Raw genomic sequence first — 18,963 nt, forward strand, 5'->3', positions numbered from 1 at the left:
AACCTGGATTCTCACATGATTTCAACAGCTTAGCAAAGTCCCTATTGATTTTCCTCTGTTTTCCTGCCGCGAGCGACCGTGGATGCCATCTTTGTGCCCTGGCTTTGGGCCGACGTCAACTTGGCGGGAGAGCGGCAATAATTTCCGCTTAAGAGCGTCAAGCCGAAGGTCAGGTGGGCATTTTCGCGCGTCCGCTGTGCGCCTTCAATTCGGTCGTACCGGCCATCGTGGTGCGTGGCCCAAAGCGGCCATAGATATGCGGCGGAGATGATTTCTGCGAACCAGAAATGGGCATAACGCGAAGCGCACGTCGCTAGCGAAAATCCATTCATGAAAAATTCTTTGGGCGGCCTTGTAACAACTTAGATTTCTGATGGTCTTCCTGTTGCAACGTACAGCGCCAGGCCAAAACATGAATTCTAGAAATCAAGATCAGTGCCTTCCACCATCCGTTTGGAAACGGCCGAACCGTTTCGATCGAAACCTGATCGTCATAGGTGCAGGCTCAGCCGGGCTCGTCTCGGCCTATATCGCGGCCGCCGCCAAGGCGAAGGTAACGCTGGTCGAGGCGAACAAGATGGGCGGCGATTGCCTCAACTTCGGCTGCGTGCCCTCGAAGGCGCTGATCAAGAGCGCCAGGATCGCGCACCAGATGCGCCATGCCGACCACTATGGTCTGGAGCCGGTCGAGCCAAAGGTGCCTTTCTCCGCCGTGATGGAGCGTATCCACAAGGTGATCGCCGAGATCGAGCCGCATGACAGCGTGGAGCGCTACACCGGCCTCGGCGTCGAAGTCCTGCAGGGCTATGCAAGGTTGATTAATCCCTGGACGGTGGAGATCGCGCTGAACGATGGCGGCACGCAGCGTCTGACGACGCGCGCAATCATCATCGCAACCGGTGCGCAGCCCTTCGTGCCCCCGATCCCAGGCCTCGCCGAGATCGGTTATCTGACCTCGGACAACATGTGGGAGCGCCTTCGCGATTGCCCAGCCGTGCCGCAGAGGCTGGTCGTTCTGGGGGGAGGACCGATCGGCTGCGAGCTGGCGCAGAGTTTTGCCCGGCTTGGCTCCGAGGTCACGCAGATCGAGATGGCACCGCGCCTGATGATGCGCGAGGACGAGGATGCAGCCCGCTTCGTCGAGGCGTCGATGAAGGCTGACGGCGTCAATGTCCTGACCAGCCACAAGGCGGTCGCCTGTGGAACAGGTGCCGGCGAGAGGTGGATCGAGGTCGAGAAGGACGGGGCCAAGTTCCGCATCGGCTTCGACGAGATCATCGTCGCTGTCGGACGGGCGCCACGGCTGAAGGGCTTCGGGCTCGAAGACCTCGGCATCAAGGTGGATAGGGTCGTCGAGACCAACGACTACCTCCAGACACTGCATCCGAACATCCTGGCGGCCGGCGATGTCGCAGGGCCCTACCAGTTCACCCATGTCGCCGGGCATCAGGCTTGGTTCGCGGCGATCAACGCGCTCTTCGGGGATCTCAAGCGCTTCAAGGCCGATTATAGCGTCATCCCCTGGGCGACTTTCACCGATCCGGAAGTGGCGCGGGTGGGCTTGTCCGAGGCCGAGGCGAAGGAGAAGAAGATCCCGCATGAGGTGACCCGCTTCGGCATCGACGATCTCGATCGCGCGATTGCGGACGGGTCCGCCAACGGCTTCGTCAAGGTGCTGACCGTGCCGGGCAAGGACAAGATCTTGGGCGCCACCATCGTCGGTGAACATGCCGGCGACCTGCTCGCCGAATTCGTCTTCGCCATGAAACATGGCCACGGCCTCGGCAAGATCCTCGGCACGATCCACATCTATCCGACGCTCGCCGAGGCCAACAAGCTGGTCGCCGGCCAGTGGCGCCGCAATCACATCAACGGCTTCCTCCTGTCACTGCTCGAACGCTTTCAGACCTGGAGGCGTGGATGATCGACGCCAAGATCCTGCCGCTGCAGAAGGCGGCCCTGCAGCCCGTCGCCGAATTCCTGGCGCATCGCGGGGTGAAGGCAGATCAGGTCAGCCTGATCGGTTTCCTCGCAGGTCTCGGCGCCTTCGCTGCACTCTGCTTCGGCTCTTTCCTGGCAGCACTTCTGCTGATCCTCGTGAACCGCGCGCTGGATGGCCTCGACGGCGCCGTCGCCCGCATTTGGGGGCCGACGGATCGTGGCGCCTATCTCGATATCGCGCTTGATATGGTCTTCTACGCGTTGATCCCGCTCGGCTTTGCGGTGGCGATGCCCGACGTGAATGCGCTGCCGGCTGCCGTCCTGATCGTTTCCTTCGTCGGCACGGGCTCTTCCTTCCTTGCTTTCTCGGCAGTTGCCGCAAAACTCGGTCGCAAGGCGCCGGAATTCCCCACCAAGGGGATCTACTATGCCGGTGGTTTGGCAGAAGGTTTCGAGACGATCGCGGTCTTCGTCGCCATGTGTCTCCTGCCGCACCACTTTCCGCTTATCGCCTATGGCTTTGCCGCCCTTTGCGCGCTGACGACAGTCATCCGCTGGCGCCAGGGCTGGCTTGCCTTTTCGGGAGGTGACCAATGAGCCTTGTCCTATCTCGGTCAGAGGCCAGCATTCAGCCGGTCGAGCGCATTGCGAACCGTCAGCCGCGCCCGGTGCAGAAGCACGCGCATATTGCCCTCGGAGATGTCGAGCAACGCGCAGACTTCCGCCGGATCGAGCTCCTGCTGGCCGCGCAGGATCAGCACCGCCCTTTGCGCGGGTGGCAGCGTTTCGATGACCGCCTCGACGTGTTGCAGAACGCTTCGCCCCTCGATGTGCCGCTCGGGCGTCAGGTCTTCCCAGAGCTCGGGTCTGGTGCGCCAGTGTCCGCTCCCGTCAAAAGCCTCGCCGAGACCATTGCCATCCCCCAGATCGTCGAAGGACACGATGCGGCCTTCGCGACGAGCGCGGCTGCGCGCCCTGTTGAGGAGGATCGTGTAGATCCAACTTGCGAGCGACCCGCGTCCTTCGAAGAGATCGATGCGGCCGAGCACAGCCACCCAGGTGTCCTGCACAACTTCTTCCGCGATGTCGCGCGACCGGACGATGCCCGCGCAAAAGCGGATCATCGCGGCATTGTGCCGGCGATAGAGCAGCTCGAAGACTGCACCATCCCCGTCAACGAGGTGTCGCGCCAGAGCCAGATCGTCACCTTCATCCTGCGCCACGCCGCCCCCTGCCTCAGCCCGGGCGCCATTAGCAAAACAATCGCCTTCCATGTCCAGCAGCATTCGACCCCATCAAGCCATAGTGACCATAGGGGATCAGTCGCGCCGGAACCGGTGATCTTACAGGGCGCGCGGGCGTTTCGAGGAAACCACGATGATTGACAGCCGTTCCCCGCAGCAAGGCCGCCCACCGGAGGACGAACGCACCGCCTCGAAGGGGGCTGTCGGTCGAGGCAGCCTCTGGCGCTATACGCCTGTCGTCCTCGTCGTCGCGGGTCTGGCGCTTGGTTATGCCTTCGGCCTGCAGGATTATCTCAGCCTTGGATTTCTCGCCGAACAACGCCAGGCTCTGAGGGCCTATGTCGATGCCAATGTGTTCTGGTCCGCGCTGCTGTTTCTCGCCGTCTACATTCTGGCTGTCGCCTTCTCGTTTCCGGCGGCCTCCGTGCTGACCATCTTCGGCGGCTTTCTCTTCGGCTGGATGATCGGCGGCGCGCTGGTTGCCGTTGGTGCCACGATCGGTGCTTCGCTCCTGTTTCTCGCCACGCGCTCTGCCTTCGGCGACTTTCTGCGCCACCGGGTCGATGGCGTGGTCAAGAAGATGGCGGACGGTTTTCACGAAAATGCCTTCGGCTACCTCTTCGTCATCCGTCTCGCGCCGGTCTTTCCCTTCTTCGTTGTCAACATCGCGGCCGCCCTGTTCGACATCAGCCTCGGCCGGTTCATCGCCGCGACGTTCTTCGGCATCCTGCCCGGCACCTTCGCCTATGCCTATCTCGGCCAGGGTGTCGACAGCGTATTGGTCGCGGCACAGGCGAGCGGCCGGGAAGCGCAGATCTCGGATCTCGTGACACGCGACATCACGCTCGCCTTCTTCGCATTGGCGCTGGTGGCGCTGATCCCGACGCTGGTGCGCCAGATCCGCAAACGCAGGACGTCGCCATGAGATTTCGTTTCACCATGTCCGGGGAGGGCTGAACCATGTTTCGATGCAGTGAAGTCGCCGAGCGTGCCAGCCTTCTGATCGATGGCGGTCTCGGCTTCTGGCCGCGGCTGAACATCAAGCTGCATCTCGCCATGTGCCGGGGATGTAGGGCCTTCGTCGAGCAGATGCGCATCACTCATGCTCTGACCGCCATGGCAGGTGCCATGCACGATCCGGTGCCGAGCGAGGAGATCAAGGCTGCACTCGCGAGACGACAGATGAGGTCTGGCAAGAAAACGTGAGATCCGCCGGATCTCTGAACCGTAGTTCAAACAAAAGCCGCAACGCCTCAGCGTCCGGCGGTCGATTTTGAGGGAGTAGGGCACACAATGCGATTGATGACAGGGATCTTCGCCGCCGCACTGATGGCAGCCACAAGTATCGTTCCGGCCAAGGCTGCCGGCCCCGAGCTGACCGATTGGGCTGCCCTGGAAAAGGCAGCGTCCGGCCAGACGGTGTACTTCAACGCCTGGGGCGGGTCTGAAAACATCAACGCCTATCTCGAATGGGTCGGCGCCGAAATGCAGTCACGCTACGGTGTGACCGTGGTGCAGGTAAAGCTTGAGGATACCGCAAGCGCCGTTGCAAAGGTGATCGCCGAGAAAGCCGCCGGCAAGAACGAGGGCGGGTCGGTCGATCTCATCTGGATCAATGGCGAAAACTTCGTCTCGATGAAGCAGCAGGATCTGCTCCTCACCCCCGGCTGGGCAACGGCGCTACCCAACTGGCGCTATGTCGATATCGAGAACCAGCCCACCATTCTGACTGATTTCACCGAGCCGACGGAAGGGCTGGAAAGCCCCTGGGGCGGCGCAAAGATGGTCTTCTTCTACGACAGCGCCCGCACGGAAGCATCCAATCTGCCGGACAATGCCAAGCAACTGCTCGACTGGGCAAAGAACAATCCAGGACGGTTCTCCTATCCCGCGCCGCCGGATTTCATTGGCTCCTCATTCCTGAAACAGGTGCTGAGCGAAGTAATTGCCGATCCCGCCAAGCTGGCAAAGCCGGTGGTCGAGGAGAGCTTCGAGCAGGATGTGGAGCCGCTGTTCGCCTATCTCGATCAGTTGCATCCGGTCGCCTGGCGTTCGGGCAAGACCTTCCCGCAGAACTATCCGGATATGAAGCAGAAGCTGGCTGACGGCGAGTTGGACATCATCTTCGCCTTCAATCCGTCCGAAGCCTCTGCCGGCATCAAGGCAGGCGAACTGCCCGAGACGGTACGCTCCTTCACCTTCTCCGGCGGCACGCTCGGCAACACTCATTTCGTCGCCATTCCCTACAATGCCAATGCCAAGGAGGGGGCGCTGCTGACAGCGAACTTCCTCATCTCGCCGGAAGCCCAGCTTCGTAAGCAGGACCCGGCCTATTGGGGGGATCCGACCGTTCTTGCCATGCCGAAGCTTCCGGAAGCCGATCGTGGCGCCTTCGCAGCGCTTGACCTCGGAGCAGCCACCCTTTCTCCGGACAAGCTCGGTCCCGTGATTGCCGAGCCGCATGCGAGCTGGATGGAGCGCATCGAGGGTGAATGGCGCCGACGCTATGCCAGCGGCAACTAAGCCGTGACAGCTCGAGCGACCGATCGCTCTTTCGTGGCAGGATTAACCGCACGTCTCCCGAGGAGTGCGGTCGCCCTCACGCTTGGCCTTCTGGTCTTGCCGATCACCTTCGGGCTCCTTGGCACGCTGCTGCCGGCCTTCGGCTACCTGCCCGCGCTCGGCGGAGATGACCTCAGCCTGCAACCCTTTCGAGACCTTGTGGCGACGCCGGGTCTGGCCACAGCCTCAGTCTTGAGTGTGGCAACCGGGCTCGCCGCCACGTTCATCTCTCTCGGCATCACGCTGGTCTTCGTTGCGAGTTACGCGGGCACACCGACGCTGTCGCGCCTGCAGCATCTGCTGTCGCCGCTGCTGGCAGTTCCGCATGCGGCCGCCGCCTTTGGCTTTGCCTTCCTGATTGCCCCCTCAGGCTTCCTCATCCGCCTTGTCGCGCCACTTCTCGGCATCGATCGGCCGCCGGATATTCTCATTCCCCATGATCCGATGGGGCTGACGATGATTGCGGGCCTGGTGATCAAGGAAACGCCCTTCCTCTTTCTCGTCACGCTCGCAGCCTTGCCGCAGGTCGAACTCCCGGCGGCCCGAAGGCTTGCAGCCTCCTTCGGCTATGGACGCATCGCAGGCTTCGTCTACCTGCCCTGGCCGGCGCTCTACCGGCAGATCCGTTTTGCTGTCTACGCCGTCATCGCCTACTCGTCGTCTGTCGTAGACGTGGCCCTGATCCTCGGCCCTGACTTGCCCGGCACGCTGGGAACCCGGCTCGTCCAGTGGATGAATGATCCGGATCTGTCGGCGCGTTTCCTCGCCTCGGCCGGTGCCGTCCTGCAACTGGGTGTCACCGTGGTCGCACTCCTGTCCTGGTTTGCCGTCGAACGGCTAGCGTCTCTTCTGCTTCGCTTGGCGAGAGAAAAAGGCTGGCGGTTCCTCCGCGACCAGTTCCTGCGCCGCGCCTCGATCCTTATCGTCGGCCTGATCGGCGGCGCGGTGTTTGCAGGCCTTGCAATTCTGGCCCTCTGGTCTCTCGCCGGTCTGTGGCAGTTTCCCGATCTCCTGCCGCAGAATTTTACGTTCAGAAGCTGGATGAGTGCCCTGACGCGCATTGCCGACCCGCTGGTGACGACGCTGGTGACGGGCCTTGCCTCGACGCTCATGGCCATCCTCTTGACCATCGGCTGCCTCGAACGCGAGCTTCAGACGGGACGCAGCGTCGGCGATAAGGCGCTGTTGATGCTCTACCTGCCGCTGATCGTGCCGCAGATCACCTTCGTTTTCGGCCTGCAGCTTCTTTTCATTTATAGCGGTGGCGGCGAATACAGGCTCATAGCACTCGTGCTCGTTCACCTCGTCTTCGTGCTGCCTTATGTCTTCCTTTCGCTGGCGGATCACTGGAGGGCACTCGACCGCCGCTACGAGATCATCGCCACGGCCCTTGGTCGGTCGCGGATTTCGGTGCTGCTGTCGATCCGCCTGCCCATGCTGATCCGTCCGATCCTGACGGCGCTTGCCGTTGGCTTTGCCGTCTCGGTCGGGCAGTATCTGTCGACATTGCTGATCGGCGAGGGGCGGCTCTCGACTATCACCACGGAGGCCGTTGCTCTCGCCTCCGGCAACAATCGTCGCGTCATCGGAGTCTATGCCCTGCTGCAGACCATCCTGCCTTTCCTCGCCTTCGCGCTCGCCGCGTTGATCCCCGCAGCCCTCCACCGCAATCGCCTGGACATGAGGGTGTGATGATGCTCCAGCGACAGCCCACCAACGGCCTCTCCCTCGCGAATATCCTGATCCGCCTCGGAGATGTCAGCCTGATCGAGGTGACCGCAGATGTGCCTGCCGGTTCGGTCTTTACCGTCATGGGACCGTCGGGATCAGGCAAATCCACCTTGCTGTCCTTCATCGGCGGCTTCCTCGATCCGGTGTTTGATGCCAAGGGCGCCGTCTCCGTCGACGGCGTGGATCTCCTGTCGCTCGCACCAGAAGCGCGCCGGGCCGGGATCCTGTTTCAGGACCCGCTGCTCTTCCCGCATATGTCTGTTGGTGCCAATGTCGCCTTCGCCATCCCGGCAGATGTCGCGGATCGCCGCCAGCGTCGGCAGATTGCGGCAGACATTCTGGTCGACATGGACCTCACAGGTTTTACCGACCGCGATCCGGCCACGCTTTCGGGCGGGCAGAAGGCGCGGGTGGCGCTTGCCCGCGTTCTCGTCTCTCGACCCCGATTGCTGCTGCTCGACGAACCCTTCTCCAAACTCGACATGGAGCTGCGTGCCCAGATGCGCGCCCTGGTGTTCGAGCGCGCAAGGACCGCCGGCCTGCCGGTCATTCTCGTGACCCATGACGAGGCCGATGCCGAGGCTGCGGGCGGTCCTGTTCATCGTATCGGCATGAAGGAGCCCTCGGATGGCTGAGGGACGCGCAACGCCCGTCCCGGTCATTCTGCTCGGCGGTGGCCACGCCCATGTCGAGGTGGTGCGCCGGCTGGGCGAGCTCGGCTTCGGCGCGCAGATCACGCTGGTTTCGCCCTCCCGTCATGCACCGTATTCCGGCATGTTGCCGGGCCATATCTCCGGTGAATACAGTTTCGACGATTTCCATATTGATCTGGCTGCCTTGTGCACACGCTCCAGCGTCACCTTCCTCGAAACTACCGCGACCGGCATTGACCCGGAACAGCGCGTGGTCTCGCTCGCGAGCGGCGAAAGCCTCGGCTACGGCCTGCTCTCGATCGATATCGGCTCAACGCCCTCACTGCCCAAGGGCATATCGACCGGCATCTCCGTAAAGCCAATCGCGAGTTTTGCCGATCGGCTTGCTCGGCTTGATGCGCTGGCGGGAGAGGGACGGCTCTCAACACTGGCGGTGGTGGGGCAGGGCGTCGCTGGTGTCGAGGTGGCCTTTGCGTTGAAGCGCCGGTTGGAGGGACGCGGTATCGGTGTTTCCCTCGTCGGGCGTACCGCAGAGCCGGTTCCGGAGCGTAGCCGTTGGTCGCGGCGACTGCTCGAACGGGAAATGCGCAAAGCAGGCATCGCTCACCACCCGGCTTTCGATGTGGTGGCTTTTCGCGACGGCGAACTGGTGTCGCGTGACGGGCGGCGGCTCGCGGTGGATGAGGTCGTCTGGACAACATCAAGCGGCGCGCCTGCCTTCCTGCGCGAGACCGGGCTCCTCCTCGACGACATGGGTTTCATCCGAGTGGATCATACCTTGCGATCCCTTTCTCATCGGGATGTTTTCGCGGCCGGTGATGTCGCGTCTTTGCCAGACCCACGGCCCAAGGCCGGCGTCTTCGCTGTGCGTCAGGGGCCCGTCCTGACTGCAAACATCCATCGCAGCCTCTCTCAAAAGCGCCTTAAGCCCTACTGCCCGCAGTCCTACTGGCTGGTGCTGATCTCGCTCTCCGATGGGCGGGCTATTGCCGACAAGTGGGGCCTGGCAATCTCTGGCGCTTGGGTGGCCCGATGGAAGTATCGCATCGACAGCCGATTCATCCAGAAGTATCGACGGTGAAGCGACGGCCGTCCTATTCTGGTCCGTCCCTGCCTTCCGCCCGGTCTTCAGAGCGTGCCTGTGTCGTACTTTTCTGAACCGGATGTGCTTCCGCAATCAGGTTTGCTCTGATCTACAAGGCGACGGGCAATCTTCGCGCGATCCAGATCCTGTTGGGGCATAGCAAGATTGAAAACACCGTGCGGTATCTCGGCGTCGACGTTGAAGATGCCCTTGAGTTAGCGGAGCGTACCGAGATTTAGGCTATCTTAGTACTGATTCCGGTTGTCCGCTTCTGCGGTTCTAGCGTGAGAAGCGGACAGTCTCCTGTCGGCCCCTTTCCGGACATCGCTTGCGGGTCCCCAGCCAATTCCGCGAGACCTGCTTAAGCACGACGGATGCCCAGGCGACTAGCAGCCAGCATTGCTCAAGCTGTTGAGAAGGCGTCACTTTTTTCTGTGAGAAACAGTCGATGATTTTGTGCTGAAAACCAACCTAAAATGGCCTGCCTGGAGAACCTGGATTCTCACATGATTTCAAAGGTTTAACAAAATGGCCGTTGATTTTCCTCTGTTTTCCTGCCGCGAGCGACCGTGGATGCCATGTTTGTGCCCTGGCTTTGGGCGGACGTCAACATGGCGGGAGAGCGGCAATTATTTCCGTCCAAGAGCGTCAAGTTGGAGGTCAGAACAGTGTCTTCGCGGGGGGGGGCAGCTACGCGCCTCCATTTCAGTCATAGATGTCGTTATCCCCCCTCCCGTCCGAAAGCGGACACAGCTACGCTGCCGCGCGAGTCTGGCAGGCGCCTGCGATCCCGTAGTCATGCTGTGCGCAGCCGTGATGGCGCCACGAGACTTTGACGCCGTCCGGCATCCACGACCGGTGGTCGCTCTTTTGAAGCCAGCAAGGCCTGTGCAAGACCAACGAACGCGCCGAAGCGATACCGCTGCTTGAAATCGCAAGAGCGCTCCGCTCTATAGGTGTCGCGACCAGTGAACCGGGTGGGGGCTTGGATATGTCAAACAGCGAATGGCGCGTGGGCGTTCTCTTTTCCCGCAGCGGTGTCACCACGGTGACGGAGACGGAGCATTTCCTGGGAACCGCATTGGCGGTTGAAGAAATCAATGCTGCGGGGGGCGTGCTTGGACGGCCGATACAGCCAATCGCCTACGACCCCGGTGGAGACAACAGTGCCTATCGCAGTCTCGCCCGCCGCCTTCTGGCAGAGGACGATGTCAACATCATCTTCGGCTGCTCGACGTCGGCGAGCCGCAAGGCGGTGCTTCCGATTGTCGAGCGTCACAATGGCCTGCTGTTCTATCCCTCGATGTATGAAGGCTTCGAGTATTCGGAAAACGTTGTCTATACGGGCGCCACGTTGAACCAGAACACCTTTGCGTTGGCGGAATTTCTTTTGCGCAATTACGGCCAGCGCATCTATTTCGTCGGTGTCGACTATATCTATCCTCGCGAATCCAACCGGGTGATGCGCGACATCGTCGAATCCAAGGGTGGGCAGGTTGTCGGTGAACGCTACATTCCGCTGCATGCCGGCGACGACGTTCTGCAACAGGTGCTCTCGGACATCACGCGACTGAAGCCGGATGCGATCTTTTCCACCGTGATCGGCAGGCCCGCCCAGCAATTTTATCGGATGTATGCCGAGGCGGGATTCGACCGCCGTCGCACACCGATCGCCAGTCTGACCATGGCCGAGACCGAGATCCGCGAGATTGGTGCGAACCTCTGCACCGGGCACATTCTTTCCGCGACCTACTTCCAGACAGTTGAAGGCGAGGCAAACAGTCGTTTCGTCGAGGCCTATAAGAGCCGCTTCGGCAGCGACGTGACCACCAGCGTTTGGTCGCAGCCGGCTTACACGCAGGTCCACCTTTTTGCGCGGGCGCTCAAACGCGCCGGCTCGCTTGAGACCCACCGCATTTCCGAAGAGGTCCTGATGGAGGACTTCATGGCCCCGGAAGGTCGTGTCAGTTTCGACAGCGATACACGTCACCTCTGGCTGCATCCGCGGATCGGCATTGCCCGTGAGGACGGCTTGTTCGATATCGCGTGGCAGGCGCCCGGACCGATCAGGCCCGATCCTTATCTCACGGCATCCCGCTTCGAAGATGCATGGTTGGAGGTTTGAGATGGCAGGCCCCAACAGGATCATTCAAGACCTACGGCGAGCTCGCGTTTTGGTTGTGCATCCGCGTGACGAAGACGGCGATGTTCTGGTCTCTCATCTTCGCCGACTCGGGTGCGAGGTGCGGGCAATCTGGCCCCTGCCTGCAAGCCTGCCGCCTGACATCGACACCCTGTTCCTGCATATAGAGGATACGTCTGTCGAGCACGCGGTCCAAATCAGCGAGGCACAGCAGCCGGCGATCATCGCGATCCTGACCTATGAAAGTCCCACTGCATTGCAGGCGATCATAGACCTGGACGCCCATGGCGTCATTTCCAAACCATTGCGACCGCTGGGGATACTGACCCAGTTTGCCTTGGCTCGCTATCGTCACAGCTATGAGAAGCGCTTGGTCGGAAAGGTGCAGAAACTCGAGGAGACGTTGAAGGGACGCCGGCTCGTGGAGAAGGCCGTCGCGGCCTTGCGCGCGATGAACGGTCTAGATGAGGATGCCGCCTACAAGTTGTTGCGTGATCAGGCGACTGCGAAGCGCGTTCCCATGGCCCAGGTCGCCGAATCGATCGTTGCCGCACATGAAACCATGCGCAGCTTCGGTCTGCCTCTGCCGGGTTCGACGGGGCACAAGACGACCGAGACTTAACCCGGTCTCGCTTAGGGCCCGTAGGGCCCTTGTGCCCAAGGTTTGGACAGTGCCCAAATCTGCTCAATTTTGCGTCTTGACTTGCGTTTGCTTCCATGGAAGCTTTGTCAGCGAGCAAGATTGCTCTGCGGCAAGGTTGCCGCTTCAACATCATGGCTAAGCAGCCTCTGGTTCACGGATTGAGTTCCGTGCCGGAGGTTTTTTGCGTTTGGAGAATGACTTGACCGATCCGGTTCTGACGTCACGAAATTTGACAGTGGCAGCGATCCAGTTCGAGCCGCGCATTGGCGATCGAGCTTTCAATCTTGCTGCCATCGATAGGATGGTTCGTCGAGCGGTGAGCGAAGGCGCCGATCTGGTCGTCCTTCCGGAACTGGCCGATACGGGTTACGTGTTCCAAAGCACGACCGAGCTTTCCACCCTTGCGGAAACGGTTCCGGGTGGCACAAGCGCACGTTTTCTTGCTTCGCTTTCACGTGATCTCACCGTTCATATCGTGTGCGGTCTGGCTGAGCGCGATGGCGACATCTTTTACAATTCCGCGATCCTCACCGGGCCGGAAGGCTATCTGGGCAAATATCGCAAGCTCCATCTATGGAACGACGAGAACCGGTATTTTGCGCCGGGCAATCTGGGGTTGCCGGTCTTCGACGTTGGGATCGGCACGGTTGGTATCGCGATCTGCTACGATGGGTGGTTCCCGGAAGTGTTCCGCCAGCTCGCGCTCAATGGTGCCGAGCTCATCTGCGTGCCGACCAACTGGGTTCCCATGCCCGGCTCGGAAAGCCAGACCGACACGATGTCGAACATCCTAACCAAGGCGGCAGCGCATTCCAACGGCGTCCACATTGTCTGCGCGGACCGGATCGGCACCGAGCGGGGCCAGCCATTCATCGGGCGGAGCCTGATTGTCGGGCCGGAAGGCTGGCCGCTTGTCGGCCCGGCCAGCGCAGACCGCGAAGAGATCCTGCTTGCCCAAATCGACCTGTCGAGTGCGCCGCGCAGCCGCGCCCTCAACAGTTTCAATCATCTGCTCGGCGACCGCCGGACGGATGTCTATCGCTGAGTGCGAAACTACGACCACCAAAGAAAAAGGGGAACACAATGATACGCAGAACCATGATGCTCGCTCTCGCCTCCGTCGCTTTCGCAACGGCGTCTTACGCAGCAGATCCGATCAAGATCGGCGTCCCGGTCGGGCTGTCCGGTGCCAACAGCGTCGTCGCGCCTTCGGTCGTTCAGGCCGCCGAACTGGCGGTCGAGGAAATCAATGCCAATGGCGGCGTCCTCGGCCGGCCACTCAAACTTGAAATCGCCGACGATGCGTCTGGCGCTGCCGGCGCGCAGAAGGCGTTCGATAGTCTGGTTTTCCAGAAGGAGGTGGACGTCCTCATCTCGATGGAAACCAGCGCCGCACGCAACGCCGGCCTGCCGATCGTCACCAAGGGTGATGTGCCGTACATCTACACCTCATTCTACGAGGGCAAGTCGTGCAATCCCAATCTCTTCGTCAACGCTTGGGTGCCGGAACAGCAGGTGCCGCCGCTGGTCGACAATTTCACTGGTAAGCAGGGCGCTAAGAAGTTCTTCCTGATCGGTTCCGATTACGCCTTCGGTCGGGGCATGCTGGAATTCGCCCGCGCCTATATCGAGAAATCCGGTGCATCGGTCGTCGGCGAAGAATATCTGCCGATGGACGGCAGTGACTGGACGGCCGTCATCTCCAAGCTCAAGGCCTCCGGTGCCGATGCCATCATTACCTCGACCGCCGGCGGCGCGCCCAACGTGACACTGACCAAGCAGCTTCGCTCCTCCGGCGTCAGTCTGCCCTATGGCAACCTGGCCGTTGACGAAGGCACTGCAAAGAGCATGGGAGCGGAAGCGAGCGGCATCTTCCTTTCCGCATCCTATGTCACCAGCATCGACAGCCCGGAGAACAAGGCCTTCCTGGCGGCCATGGAAAAGAAGTTCGGCTCCGATCTTCGCACCCCGAATGACCTTTCAGTACCCCAATACGAAGCGATCTATCTTTACAAGGCAGCGGTCGAAAAAGCCGGTTCGACCGAAACGGCGTCCGTGCTGGAAGCGCTGCCGGGTGTCTCCTTTACCGGTCCGCGCGGCACCATTTCCATGAGCAAGCAGCATCACGCGCCGCTGACCATGTATCTGGGCCAGGTTCAGGATGATGGCAGCGTCAAGGTGGTCGATAGCTACAAGGACGTTGATCCCGGCGAGCAGTGCCCGAACCTCTGATTGCTGGCAAGGTGGGGCGAAAGCCCCACCTTCGATCCTGGGATGACATGCATGACACTTTTCCTCGACATCATCAGTACGGCGGCGATCCTCTTCATCGTCGCATCCGGCCTGCTGACCATTTTCGGTGTGCTGAAGATCATCAACTTTGCCCATGGGGCATGGCTGACGATCGGAGCTTACTGCGCGGTCGTGGCCAATCAATTGGGCTTGAATCCTTGGTTGGCCGCCGTCCTGGCCTTTTTGTCCGGCGCCGTTCTCGGGGCCCTGGCCGAACGCTTTATCGTCCGCCCACTCTACCGTCGTCCCTTGGATGCCATTCTGGCCACATGGGGCTTAGGGATCGTTGTCGGGCAGTTGATCACCCTCTGGTTCGGACGCGACGTGCATTTCACGCCGGCTTTGCTGCCAGGGACGCTCGACGTCCTCGGCACGAGTTATTCGCTTTACCGTCTGTTTGCAGTTGTGGCGGCGCTTGCGATCGGCCTCGGCTTTGCCTTTCTGCTTGAGGGGACCCGGCTCGGCCTTTCGGCCCAAGCCGTCATCATGAACGAGAACCTGGCGCGCGCACTTGGCATGGACACGACCAGGATCCGATTGGTGACCTTTATGATCGGGACGGGCCTCGCAGCACTGGCCGGCGTGCTTTTGGCGCCGTTGACCAGCGTTGATCCCAATATGGGGGTTGCCTGGCTGACGGGCGCCTTCATGCTGGTCATGGTCGCTGGCACGTCCTTTGGAGCGCTTGCCGCCGCTTGCCTGCTTTTCGGGGCAGCGCAGGTGCTCGTCTCCATATTCTTAAGCCCTGTCCTTGGCGGAATCACCGTCGCTTTGCTCTGCGCCATCGTGCTGCGCATTCGTCCGAAGGGATTTGCCCGTGCCTGACAAACACAAAATCCGGCTCGCGCTGATGGCAGCCCTCGCACTTAGCGCATTGTTGCTCGTCATCTTCGGGCCTCTGGTCCTTGATCGCTTCAGCCTCAACGTGCTGACACGGTCTATGATCTACGCGATGCTCGCGATAACCGTCGATCTGCTCTGGGGCTACACCGGTATCCTGACATTCGGCCAGGCAGCCTTCTTCGGTGTCGGGGCCTATGCTACCGCCATGGTCCTGACCCATATCGGCGCGAGCCCCTCCCTCTTTGTGCTGGCGCTCGTGGCTGCCGTTCTCGTTCCGCTCGTGCTTGGCCTCGCAGTTGGTTGGCTGTCCTTCTACCACGGCTCGACGCCCCTCTATGCGACCGTGATCTCCCTCGTGGTGCCGATTGTCATTACCCAACTCATCTATTCCGGTGGCATATGGACCGGCTCGTCGAGCGGTATGGTCGGTTACCAGACACTGCCGCTCGGGCTTCCGGGCTTCTTCCGGCTGACGGGGGTCTGTCTCCTCGTGCTTGCCGTGGCCGCTTTCGTGTTCGTGCGCTCGGATGCGGGTCGTCTTCTGGTTGCCATCCGCGACAACGAGACGCGTGTCGCCTATCTCGGGATCAGCCCGGCCCGGATCAAGATCGCCCTGATGGCTGTTCTCGCTGGCGTGGCGGGGCTGGCAGGCTTTCTCTTCGCCAATGCCTCCGGTGTCGTGGCTCCTGAAAACAGCGGTTTCGTGTTCGGCACGGAACTGGTCGTCTGGACGGCTCTCGGCGGTCGCGGCACGATCTTCGGCCCCCTGCTGGGCGCGATTGGCATCGACTATCTGAGTGCCAATTTGTCCGGCGAGCTGCCATTCCTTTGGCAACTCGTTGTCGGGGGCTTGTTCGTGGTAATGATCATCCTGTTGCCGGGTGGCCTGGCCTCTCTTGTGACGGCGCGTTTCGGACGAGGTGGACGCAAACGTCGTCTTGATGCCCTTCCGTCAGCGACCCTTGTGGGTGCGCTGACCATGAGTGCCCCCGTTGTTTCCGTTACCGGGCTCGGCAAATCCTTTGGAGCACTCTCCGTGCTGAAGGGCATCGACTTTACCGTTCGCCCAGGCGAGCTTGTCAGTGTGGTTGGTCCAAATGGGGCAGGCAAAACGACGCTCATGCGCTGCCTTTCCGATGGAACGGAAGCAATCGAAGGTCGCGTCGAAATAGGGGGCAGGGATATTGCCGGTCTGCCACCGCAGAAAGTCGTGGCGCTCGGCGTAGGGCGCAAGTTTCAGGTGGCGAGTGTATTCGACAGCATGACCGTGGCCGAATGTCTGCGCATGGTGCGAATGGGCCACGAGAGACCTTCTTTGACGCAAAGCCCTGATGCAATCGACCTTCCCGCCGCCGCGATCGAAATCCTGCGTCTGACTGGGTTGACCGACATGGCAGACCGGCATGTGTCCCTCCTGTCTCACGGACAGCGCCAGGCGCTGGAACTGGCCATGGTCGTAGCCCTGGAGCCGCGTCTCATTCTGCTGGATGAACCGACGGCCGGCCTCAGCAAGGCAGAACGCATGACCATCGGTGTGGTCCTCAAACGCCTGACAGCGGACCTGGGCTTCGCTGCAATCCTCGTCGAACACGACCTCGACTTCGTCCGCGAAATTTCGAGCCGGATTGTGGTTCTGCACCAGGGCAAGCTGGTTCTCGATGGCACGGTCGAAGACGTTGTGCAGTCGGAGACCGTCCGTACCATTTACTCGGGAGGCGCCCATGCGTGAGATCGTCAAACTCGAACTCTTGGGCCTGCGCAGCGGCTACGGCACCGTCAGCATCGTTAACGGCGTCACCCTCTCGATCCAATCAGGCGAAATCTTCGCTCTGATGGGCAAGAACGGGATGGGAAAGACGACCCTTCTGAAGTCGATCTTGGGCCTGATCAGACCAACCGAAGGCGAGGTGAGTGTCGACGGCAAGCTGATCAATGGGCGAAGCACCGCCGAACTGATCGCAGCCGGGATCGGTTATGCACCGCAGGAGCAGCCGTTGTTCCAGGATCTTTCGATCCGTGACAACCTGCGACTGGCGCTGAAAAGCGACCGGGAGCTAAAGCCGGCGCTTGAGCGTGTCTTCGGTTACTTCCCTTTTCTGAAGGAAAGAATGCAGCAAAAGGCCGGAACGCTGTCCGGGGGCGAACAGAAGATGCTGATCCTCTCTCGCGCGCTGATGCTCAAGCCCAGCCTGCTCTTCATCGACGAGATCTCTGAGGGTTTGCAGCCCTCGGTCGTCTCGAAGATTGGCGAGGTCCTCGCCCATGAGCGAGATGATAACGGAACGACCATCATTCTCGTGGAACAGAACCTCGATTTCGCGCTCTCAATCGCTGATCGTTGGGCTGTGCTAAAGCTTGGCGCCATCGACGATCAGGATCACAACGGCCCCGGCACCCGCGAACGCGTGCTCCAGCATTTGAAGATCTGATCCATGCAGTATCGCACCAATGCATTTCTACCCTATCCGCAGGCGCCCGTTGCGAACGCCGCAACGGGGCCATTGGAAGGCTTGCGGCTTGGTGTGAAGGACTTGGTCGATGTTGAGGGCTATCCCACGGGGGCCGGAAACCCGTATCTTCTCGCAGCCTCCGGCATCAAGGAACAGACGGCGCCACTCGTGCGCCGCTTGCTCGATCTCGGTGGGATATTTGCCGGCAAAACCCATACCGACGAGCTCGCTTATTCGCTGATCGGCAGAAACCTGCATTTTGGGATGCCGATCAATCCCTTGTATCCCGACCTCATTCCCGGGGGATCCTCTTCCGGGTCGGCGGTCGCGGTCGCTGCCGGGCTTGCGGACATTGGCCTCGGGACCGACACGTCCGGTTCCATCCGATTGCCCGCCACGGCAAACGGGTTGTTCGGTTGGCGCCCGAGCTTTGGCCTGCTGGACCCGACCGGTATCCGTCCGCTTGCACCGAGCTTTGACGTACCCGGCCTATTCACCCGCGACTTTGCCACTCTGCGGCGGGTGATGCAGTCCCTCGGTGTCCACGATACACGCGCACCATCGACAATCCTGGTCGTGGATGACCTCGTGTCGCTGTGTGATCAGGATATCGCCGACGCTTTCTGGGCCGCGGTCAGAAGGCTTGAGGCTCCGGTCGTCACACGAGCTTCGTTGTCTGCAACCGCGTTTTCAGATCTCGCACGCTGTTTCACCACGATATTGCAGAAGGAAGCTTGGCAGACCAACCAGGTCCTGTTCGAGCATGCCCGGCAGACGCTGGCTCCGGATATTGCGCAGCGACTGATTTCAGGACGAGAGATTTCGGACGACATGTACACTGCAGCGGTCTCGCAGCGTGCCCGCTTCCGCAAGGCCTTCGAGGAGACAGTGCACGACGCCGTCCTCGTGATGCCGACCCTGCCAATGGTTCCGCCCCGACGCGATGATACGCAAGAGCGTTTCGCCTCCTTTCGGGCTCGCTCCATCGAGTTGCTCTGCATCTCGGGCCTTTCCGGTTGTCCACAGATCACGATGCCATGGCCGTTACCGAGTGGAGAGCCTGCCGGCATTTCGCTCCTCGCGCCACACGGCTTTGACGGATCATTGCTCGCGGGACTTGCTAACTGGTTCGCTTGATATTGTTTGTTCAAACGATATCCATGGCGTCATTGGGCAAAAGTATCAGCAAAAAAGGCGATAACGGCATCAGGCGATGTGCTGGACAAGCGGAAGGCGAAGCCCTGCCTCAGGGCGTTGGCCACTCCGTTTGAAATCGATGCGTCCGCTTGTAGCGTGCGTCCGCCAGCAGCAGACAGTCCGCTCCCGGCCCCTTTCCGGAAATTGCTTGCGGGTCCCCAGCCAGTTTTTTCGAGACCC

Annotated in this window: 17 protein-coding genes and 1 pseudogene; 17 read left to right on the forward strand and 1 reads right to left on the reverse strand. The window is 61.0% G+C overall.

Annotated elements, in window-relative coordinates; translation table 11 throughout:
- Nucleotides 1-412: 412 nt before the first annotated feature.
- Entirely contained in the window at nucleotides 413-1,924 is a 1,512-nt protein-coding gene (locus tag ACT53S_RS03555; protein ID WP_476065930.1) for a dihydrolipoyl dehydrogenase family protein, read from the forward strand.
- A complete protein-coding gene (locus ACT53S_RS03560; RefSeq protein ID WP_476065931.1) occupies nucleotides 1,921-2,538 on the forward strand; it encodes a CDP-alcohol phosphatidyltransferase family protein in 618 nt (205 codons plus the stop codon). The genes ACT53S_RS03555 and ACT53S_RS03560 overlap by 4 nt, the downstream gene beginning before the upstream one ends.
- Before the next feature lie 17 nt (nucleotides 2,539-2,555).
- Here the strand turns inward: ACT53S_RS03560 and ACT53S_RS03565 are convergent, their stop codons facing one another.
- On the reverse strand, nucleotides 2,556-3,164 hold the full coding sequence (locus ACT53S_RS03565) for an RNA polymerase sigma factor (RefSeq protein WP_476065932.1): 609 nt from the start codon (nucleotides 3,162-3,164) through the stop codon (nucleotides 2,556-2,558).
- A 154-nt stretch (nucleotides 3,165-3,318) separates the two neighbouring features.
- Here ACT53S_RS03565 and ACT53S_RS03570 point away from each other — a divergent pair, with 154 nt between their 5' ends.
- The 15 genes and pseudogenes from ACT53S_RS03570 (at nucleotide 3,319) to ACT53S_RS03640 (ending at nucleotide 18,723) form a co-directional block, all read left to right on the forward strand.
- The gene (locus ACT53S_RS03570; RefSeq protein WP_476065933.1) at nucleotides 3,319-4,110 is read left to right on the forward strand and encodes a TVP38/TMEM64 family protein; all 792 of its coding nucleotides are present in this window, start codon (nucleotides 3,319-3,321) and stop codon (nucleotides 4,108-4,110) included.
- 35 nt (nucleotides 4,111-4,145) lie between these two features.
- On the forward strand, nucleotides 4,146-4,391 hold the full coding sequence (locus ACT53S_RS03575) for a zf-HC2 domain-containing protein (RefSeq protein ID WP_476065934.1): 246 nt from the start codon (nucleotides 4,146-4,148) through the stop codon (nucleotides 4,389-4,391).
- A gap of 87 nt (nucleotides 4,392-4,478) precedes the next feature.
- Complete coding sequence (locus ACT53S_RS03580) at nucleotides 4,479-5,708, forward strand: ABC transporter substrate-binding protein (protein ID WP_476065935.1); 1,230 nt, start codon at nucleotides 4,479-4,481, stop codon at nucleotides 5,706-5,708.
- Nucleotides 5,709-5,741: 33 nt separating this feature from the next.
- On the forward strand, nucleotides 5,742-7,439 hold the full coding sequence (locus tag ACT53S_RS03585; RefSeq protein WP_476065936.1) for an ABC transporter permease: 1,698 nt from the start codon (nucleotides 5,742-5,744) through the stop codon (nucleotides 7,437-7,439).
- Between the two features lie 2 nt (nucleotides 7,440-7,441).
- Nucleotides 7,442-8,113 carry an ATP-binding cassette domain-containing protein gene (locus tag ACT53S_RS03590; RefSeq protein ID WP_476066626.1) on the forward strand — a complete coding sequence of 224 codons (672 nt, stop codon included), beginning with the start codon at nucleotides 7,442-7,444 and terminating at the stop codon, nucleotides 8,111-8,113.
- Nucleotides 8,106-9,212 (forward strand): FAD-dependent oxidoreductase, encoded by a 1,107-nt coding sequence (locus ACT53S_RS03595; RefSeq protein ID WP_476065937.1) that lies wholly within the window; start codon nucleotides 8,106-8,108, stop codon nucleotides 9,210-9,212. Before ACT53S_RS03590 ends, ACT53S_RS03595 begins: the two co-directional genes overlap by 8 nt.
- Before the next feature lie 104 nt (nucleotides 9,213-9,316).
- Nucleotides 9,317-9,454: pseudogene (locus tag ACT53S_RS03600) on the forward strand (integrase); the annotation flags it as partial.
- Nucleotides 9,455-10,206: 752 nt separating this feature from the next.
- Nucleotides 10,207-11,340, forward strand: a complete 1,134-nt coding sequence (locus ACT53S_RS03605; protein ID WP_113375946.1) for a transporter substrate-binding domain-containing protein — start codon at nucleotides 10,207-10,209, stop codon at nucleotides 11,338-11,340.
- A gap of 1 nt (nucleotide 11,341) precedes the next feature.
- Complete coding sequence (locus ACT53S_RS03610; RefSeq protein ID WP_476065938.1) at nucleotides 11,342-11,980, forward strand: ANTAR domain-containing response regulator; 639 nt, start codon at nucleotides 11,342-11,344, stop codon at nucleotides 11,978-11,980.
- A gap of 220 nt (nucleotides 11,981-12,200) precedes the next feature.
- The gene (locus ACT53S_RS03615) at nucleotides 12,201-13,046 is read left to right on the forward strand and encodes a nitrilase family protein (RefSeq protein WP_476065939.1); all 846 of its coding nucleotides are present in this window, start codon (nucleotides 12,201-12,203) and stop codon (nucleotides 13,044-13,046) included.
- 38 nt (nucleotides 13,047-13,084) lie between these two features.
- A complete protein-coding gene (locus ACT53S_RS03620) occupies nucleotides 13,085-14,233 on the forward strand; it encodes a substrate-binding protein (protein WP_476065940.1) in 1,149 nt (382 codons plus the stop codon).
- Nucleotides 14,234-14,284: 51 nt separating this feature from the next.
- Complete coding sequence (locus tag ACT53S_RS03625; RefSeq protein ID WP_113375949.1) at nucleotides 14,285-15,118, forward strand: branched-chain amino acid ABC transporter permease; 834 nt, start codon at nucleotides 14,285-14,287, stop codon at nucleotides 15,116-15,118.
- A gap of 25 nt (nucleotides 15,119-15,143) precedes the next feature.
- A complete protein-coding gene (locus tag ACT53S_RS03630; RefSeq protein ID WP_476066627.1) occupies nucleotides 15,144-16,865 on the forward strand; it encodes a branched-chain amino acid ABC transporter ATP-binding protein/permease in 1,722 nt (573 codons plus the stop codon).
- Nucleotides 16,858-17,565 (forward strand): ABC transporter ATP-binding protein, encoded by a 708-nt coding sequence (locus ACT53S_RS03635; RefSeq protein WP_476065941.1) that lies wholly within the window; start codon nucleotides 16,858-16,860, stop codon nucleotides 17,563-17,565. The genes ACT53S_RS03630 and ACT53S_RS03635 overlap by 8 nt, the downstream gene beginning before the upstream one ends.
- A 3-nt stretch (nucleotides 17,566-17,568) precedes the next feature.
- On the forward strand, nucleotides 17,569-18,723 hold the full coding sequence (locus ACT53S_RS03640; RefSeq protein ID WP_476065942.1) for an amidase: 1,155 nt from the start codon (nucleotides 17,569-17,571) through the stop codon (nucleotides 18,721-18,723).
- The last annotated feature ends 240 nt before the right edge of the window (nucleotides 18,724-18,963 follow it).

Source organism: Allorhizobium sp. DMC15 (assembly GCF_056314065.1).

Excerpts from the sequence above, each read along its gene's own strand:
- ACT53S_RS03555 (WP_476065930.1), top strand. The coding sequence starts at position 413 with ATGAATTCTAGAAATCAAGATCAGTGCCTTCCACCATCCGTTTGGAAA.
- ACT53S_RS03560 (WP_476065931.1), top strand. The coding sequence starts at position 1,921 with ATGATCGACGCCAAGATCCTGCCGCTGCAGAAGGCGGCCCTGCAGCCC.
- ACT53S_RS03570 (WP_476065933.1), top strand. The coding sequence starts at position 3,319 with ATGATTGACAGCCGTTCCCCGCAGCAAGGCCGCCCACCGGAGGACGAA.
- ACT53S_RS03575 (WP_476065934.1), top strand. The coding sequence starts at position 4,146 with ATGTTTCGATGCAGTGAAGTCGCCGAGCGTGCCAGCCTTCTGATCGAT.
- ACT53S_RS03580 (WP_476065935.1), top strand. The coding sequence starts at position 4,479 with ATGCGATTGATGACAGGGATCTTCGCCGCCGCACTGATGGCAGCCACA.
- ACT53S_RS03590 (WP_476066626.1), top strand. The coding sequence starts at position 7,442 with ATGCTCCAGCGACAGCCCACCAACGGCCTCTCCCTCGCGAATATCCTG.
- ACT53S_RS03595 (WP_476065937.1), top strand. The coding sequence starts at position 8,106 with ATGGCTGAGGGACGCGCAACGCCCGTCCCGGTCATTCTGCTCGGCGGT.
- ACT53S_RS03605 (WP_113375946.1), top strand. The coding sequence starts at position 10,207 with ATGTCAAACAGCGAATGGCGCGTGGGCGTTCTCTTTTCCCGCAGCGGT.
- ACT53S_RS03610 (WP_476065938.1), top strand. The coding sequence starts at position 11,342 with ATGGCAGGCCCCAACAGGATCATTCAAGACCTACGGCGAGCTCGCGTT.
- ACT53S_RS03620 (WP_476065940.1), top strand. The coding sequence starts at position 13,085 with ATGATACGCAGAACCATGATGCTCGCTCTCGCCTCCGTCGCTTTCGCA.
- ACT53S_RS03625 (WP_113375949.1), top strand. The coding sequence starts at position 14,285 with ATGACACTTTTCCTCGACATCATCAGTACGGCGGCGATCCTCTTCATC.
- ACT53S_RS03630 (WP_476066627.1), top strand. The coding sequence starts at position 15,144 with ATGGCAGCCCTCGCACTTAGCGCATTGTTGCTCGTCATCTTCGGGCCT.
- ACT53S_RS03635 (WP_476065941.1), top strand. The coding sequence starts at position 16,858 with ATGCGTGAGATCGTCAAACTCGAACTCTTGGGCCTGCGCAGCGGCTAC.
- ACT53S_RS03640 (WP_476065942.1), top strand. The coding sequence starts at position 17,569 with ATGCAGTATCGCACCAATGCATTTCTACCCTATCCGCAGGCGCCCGTT.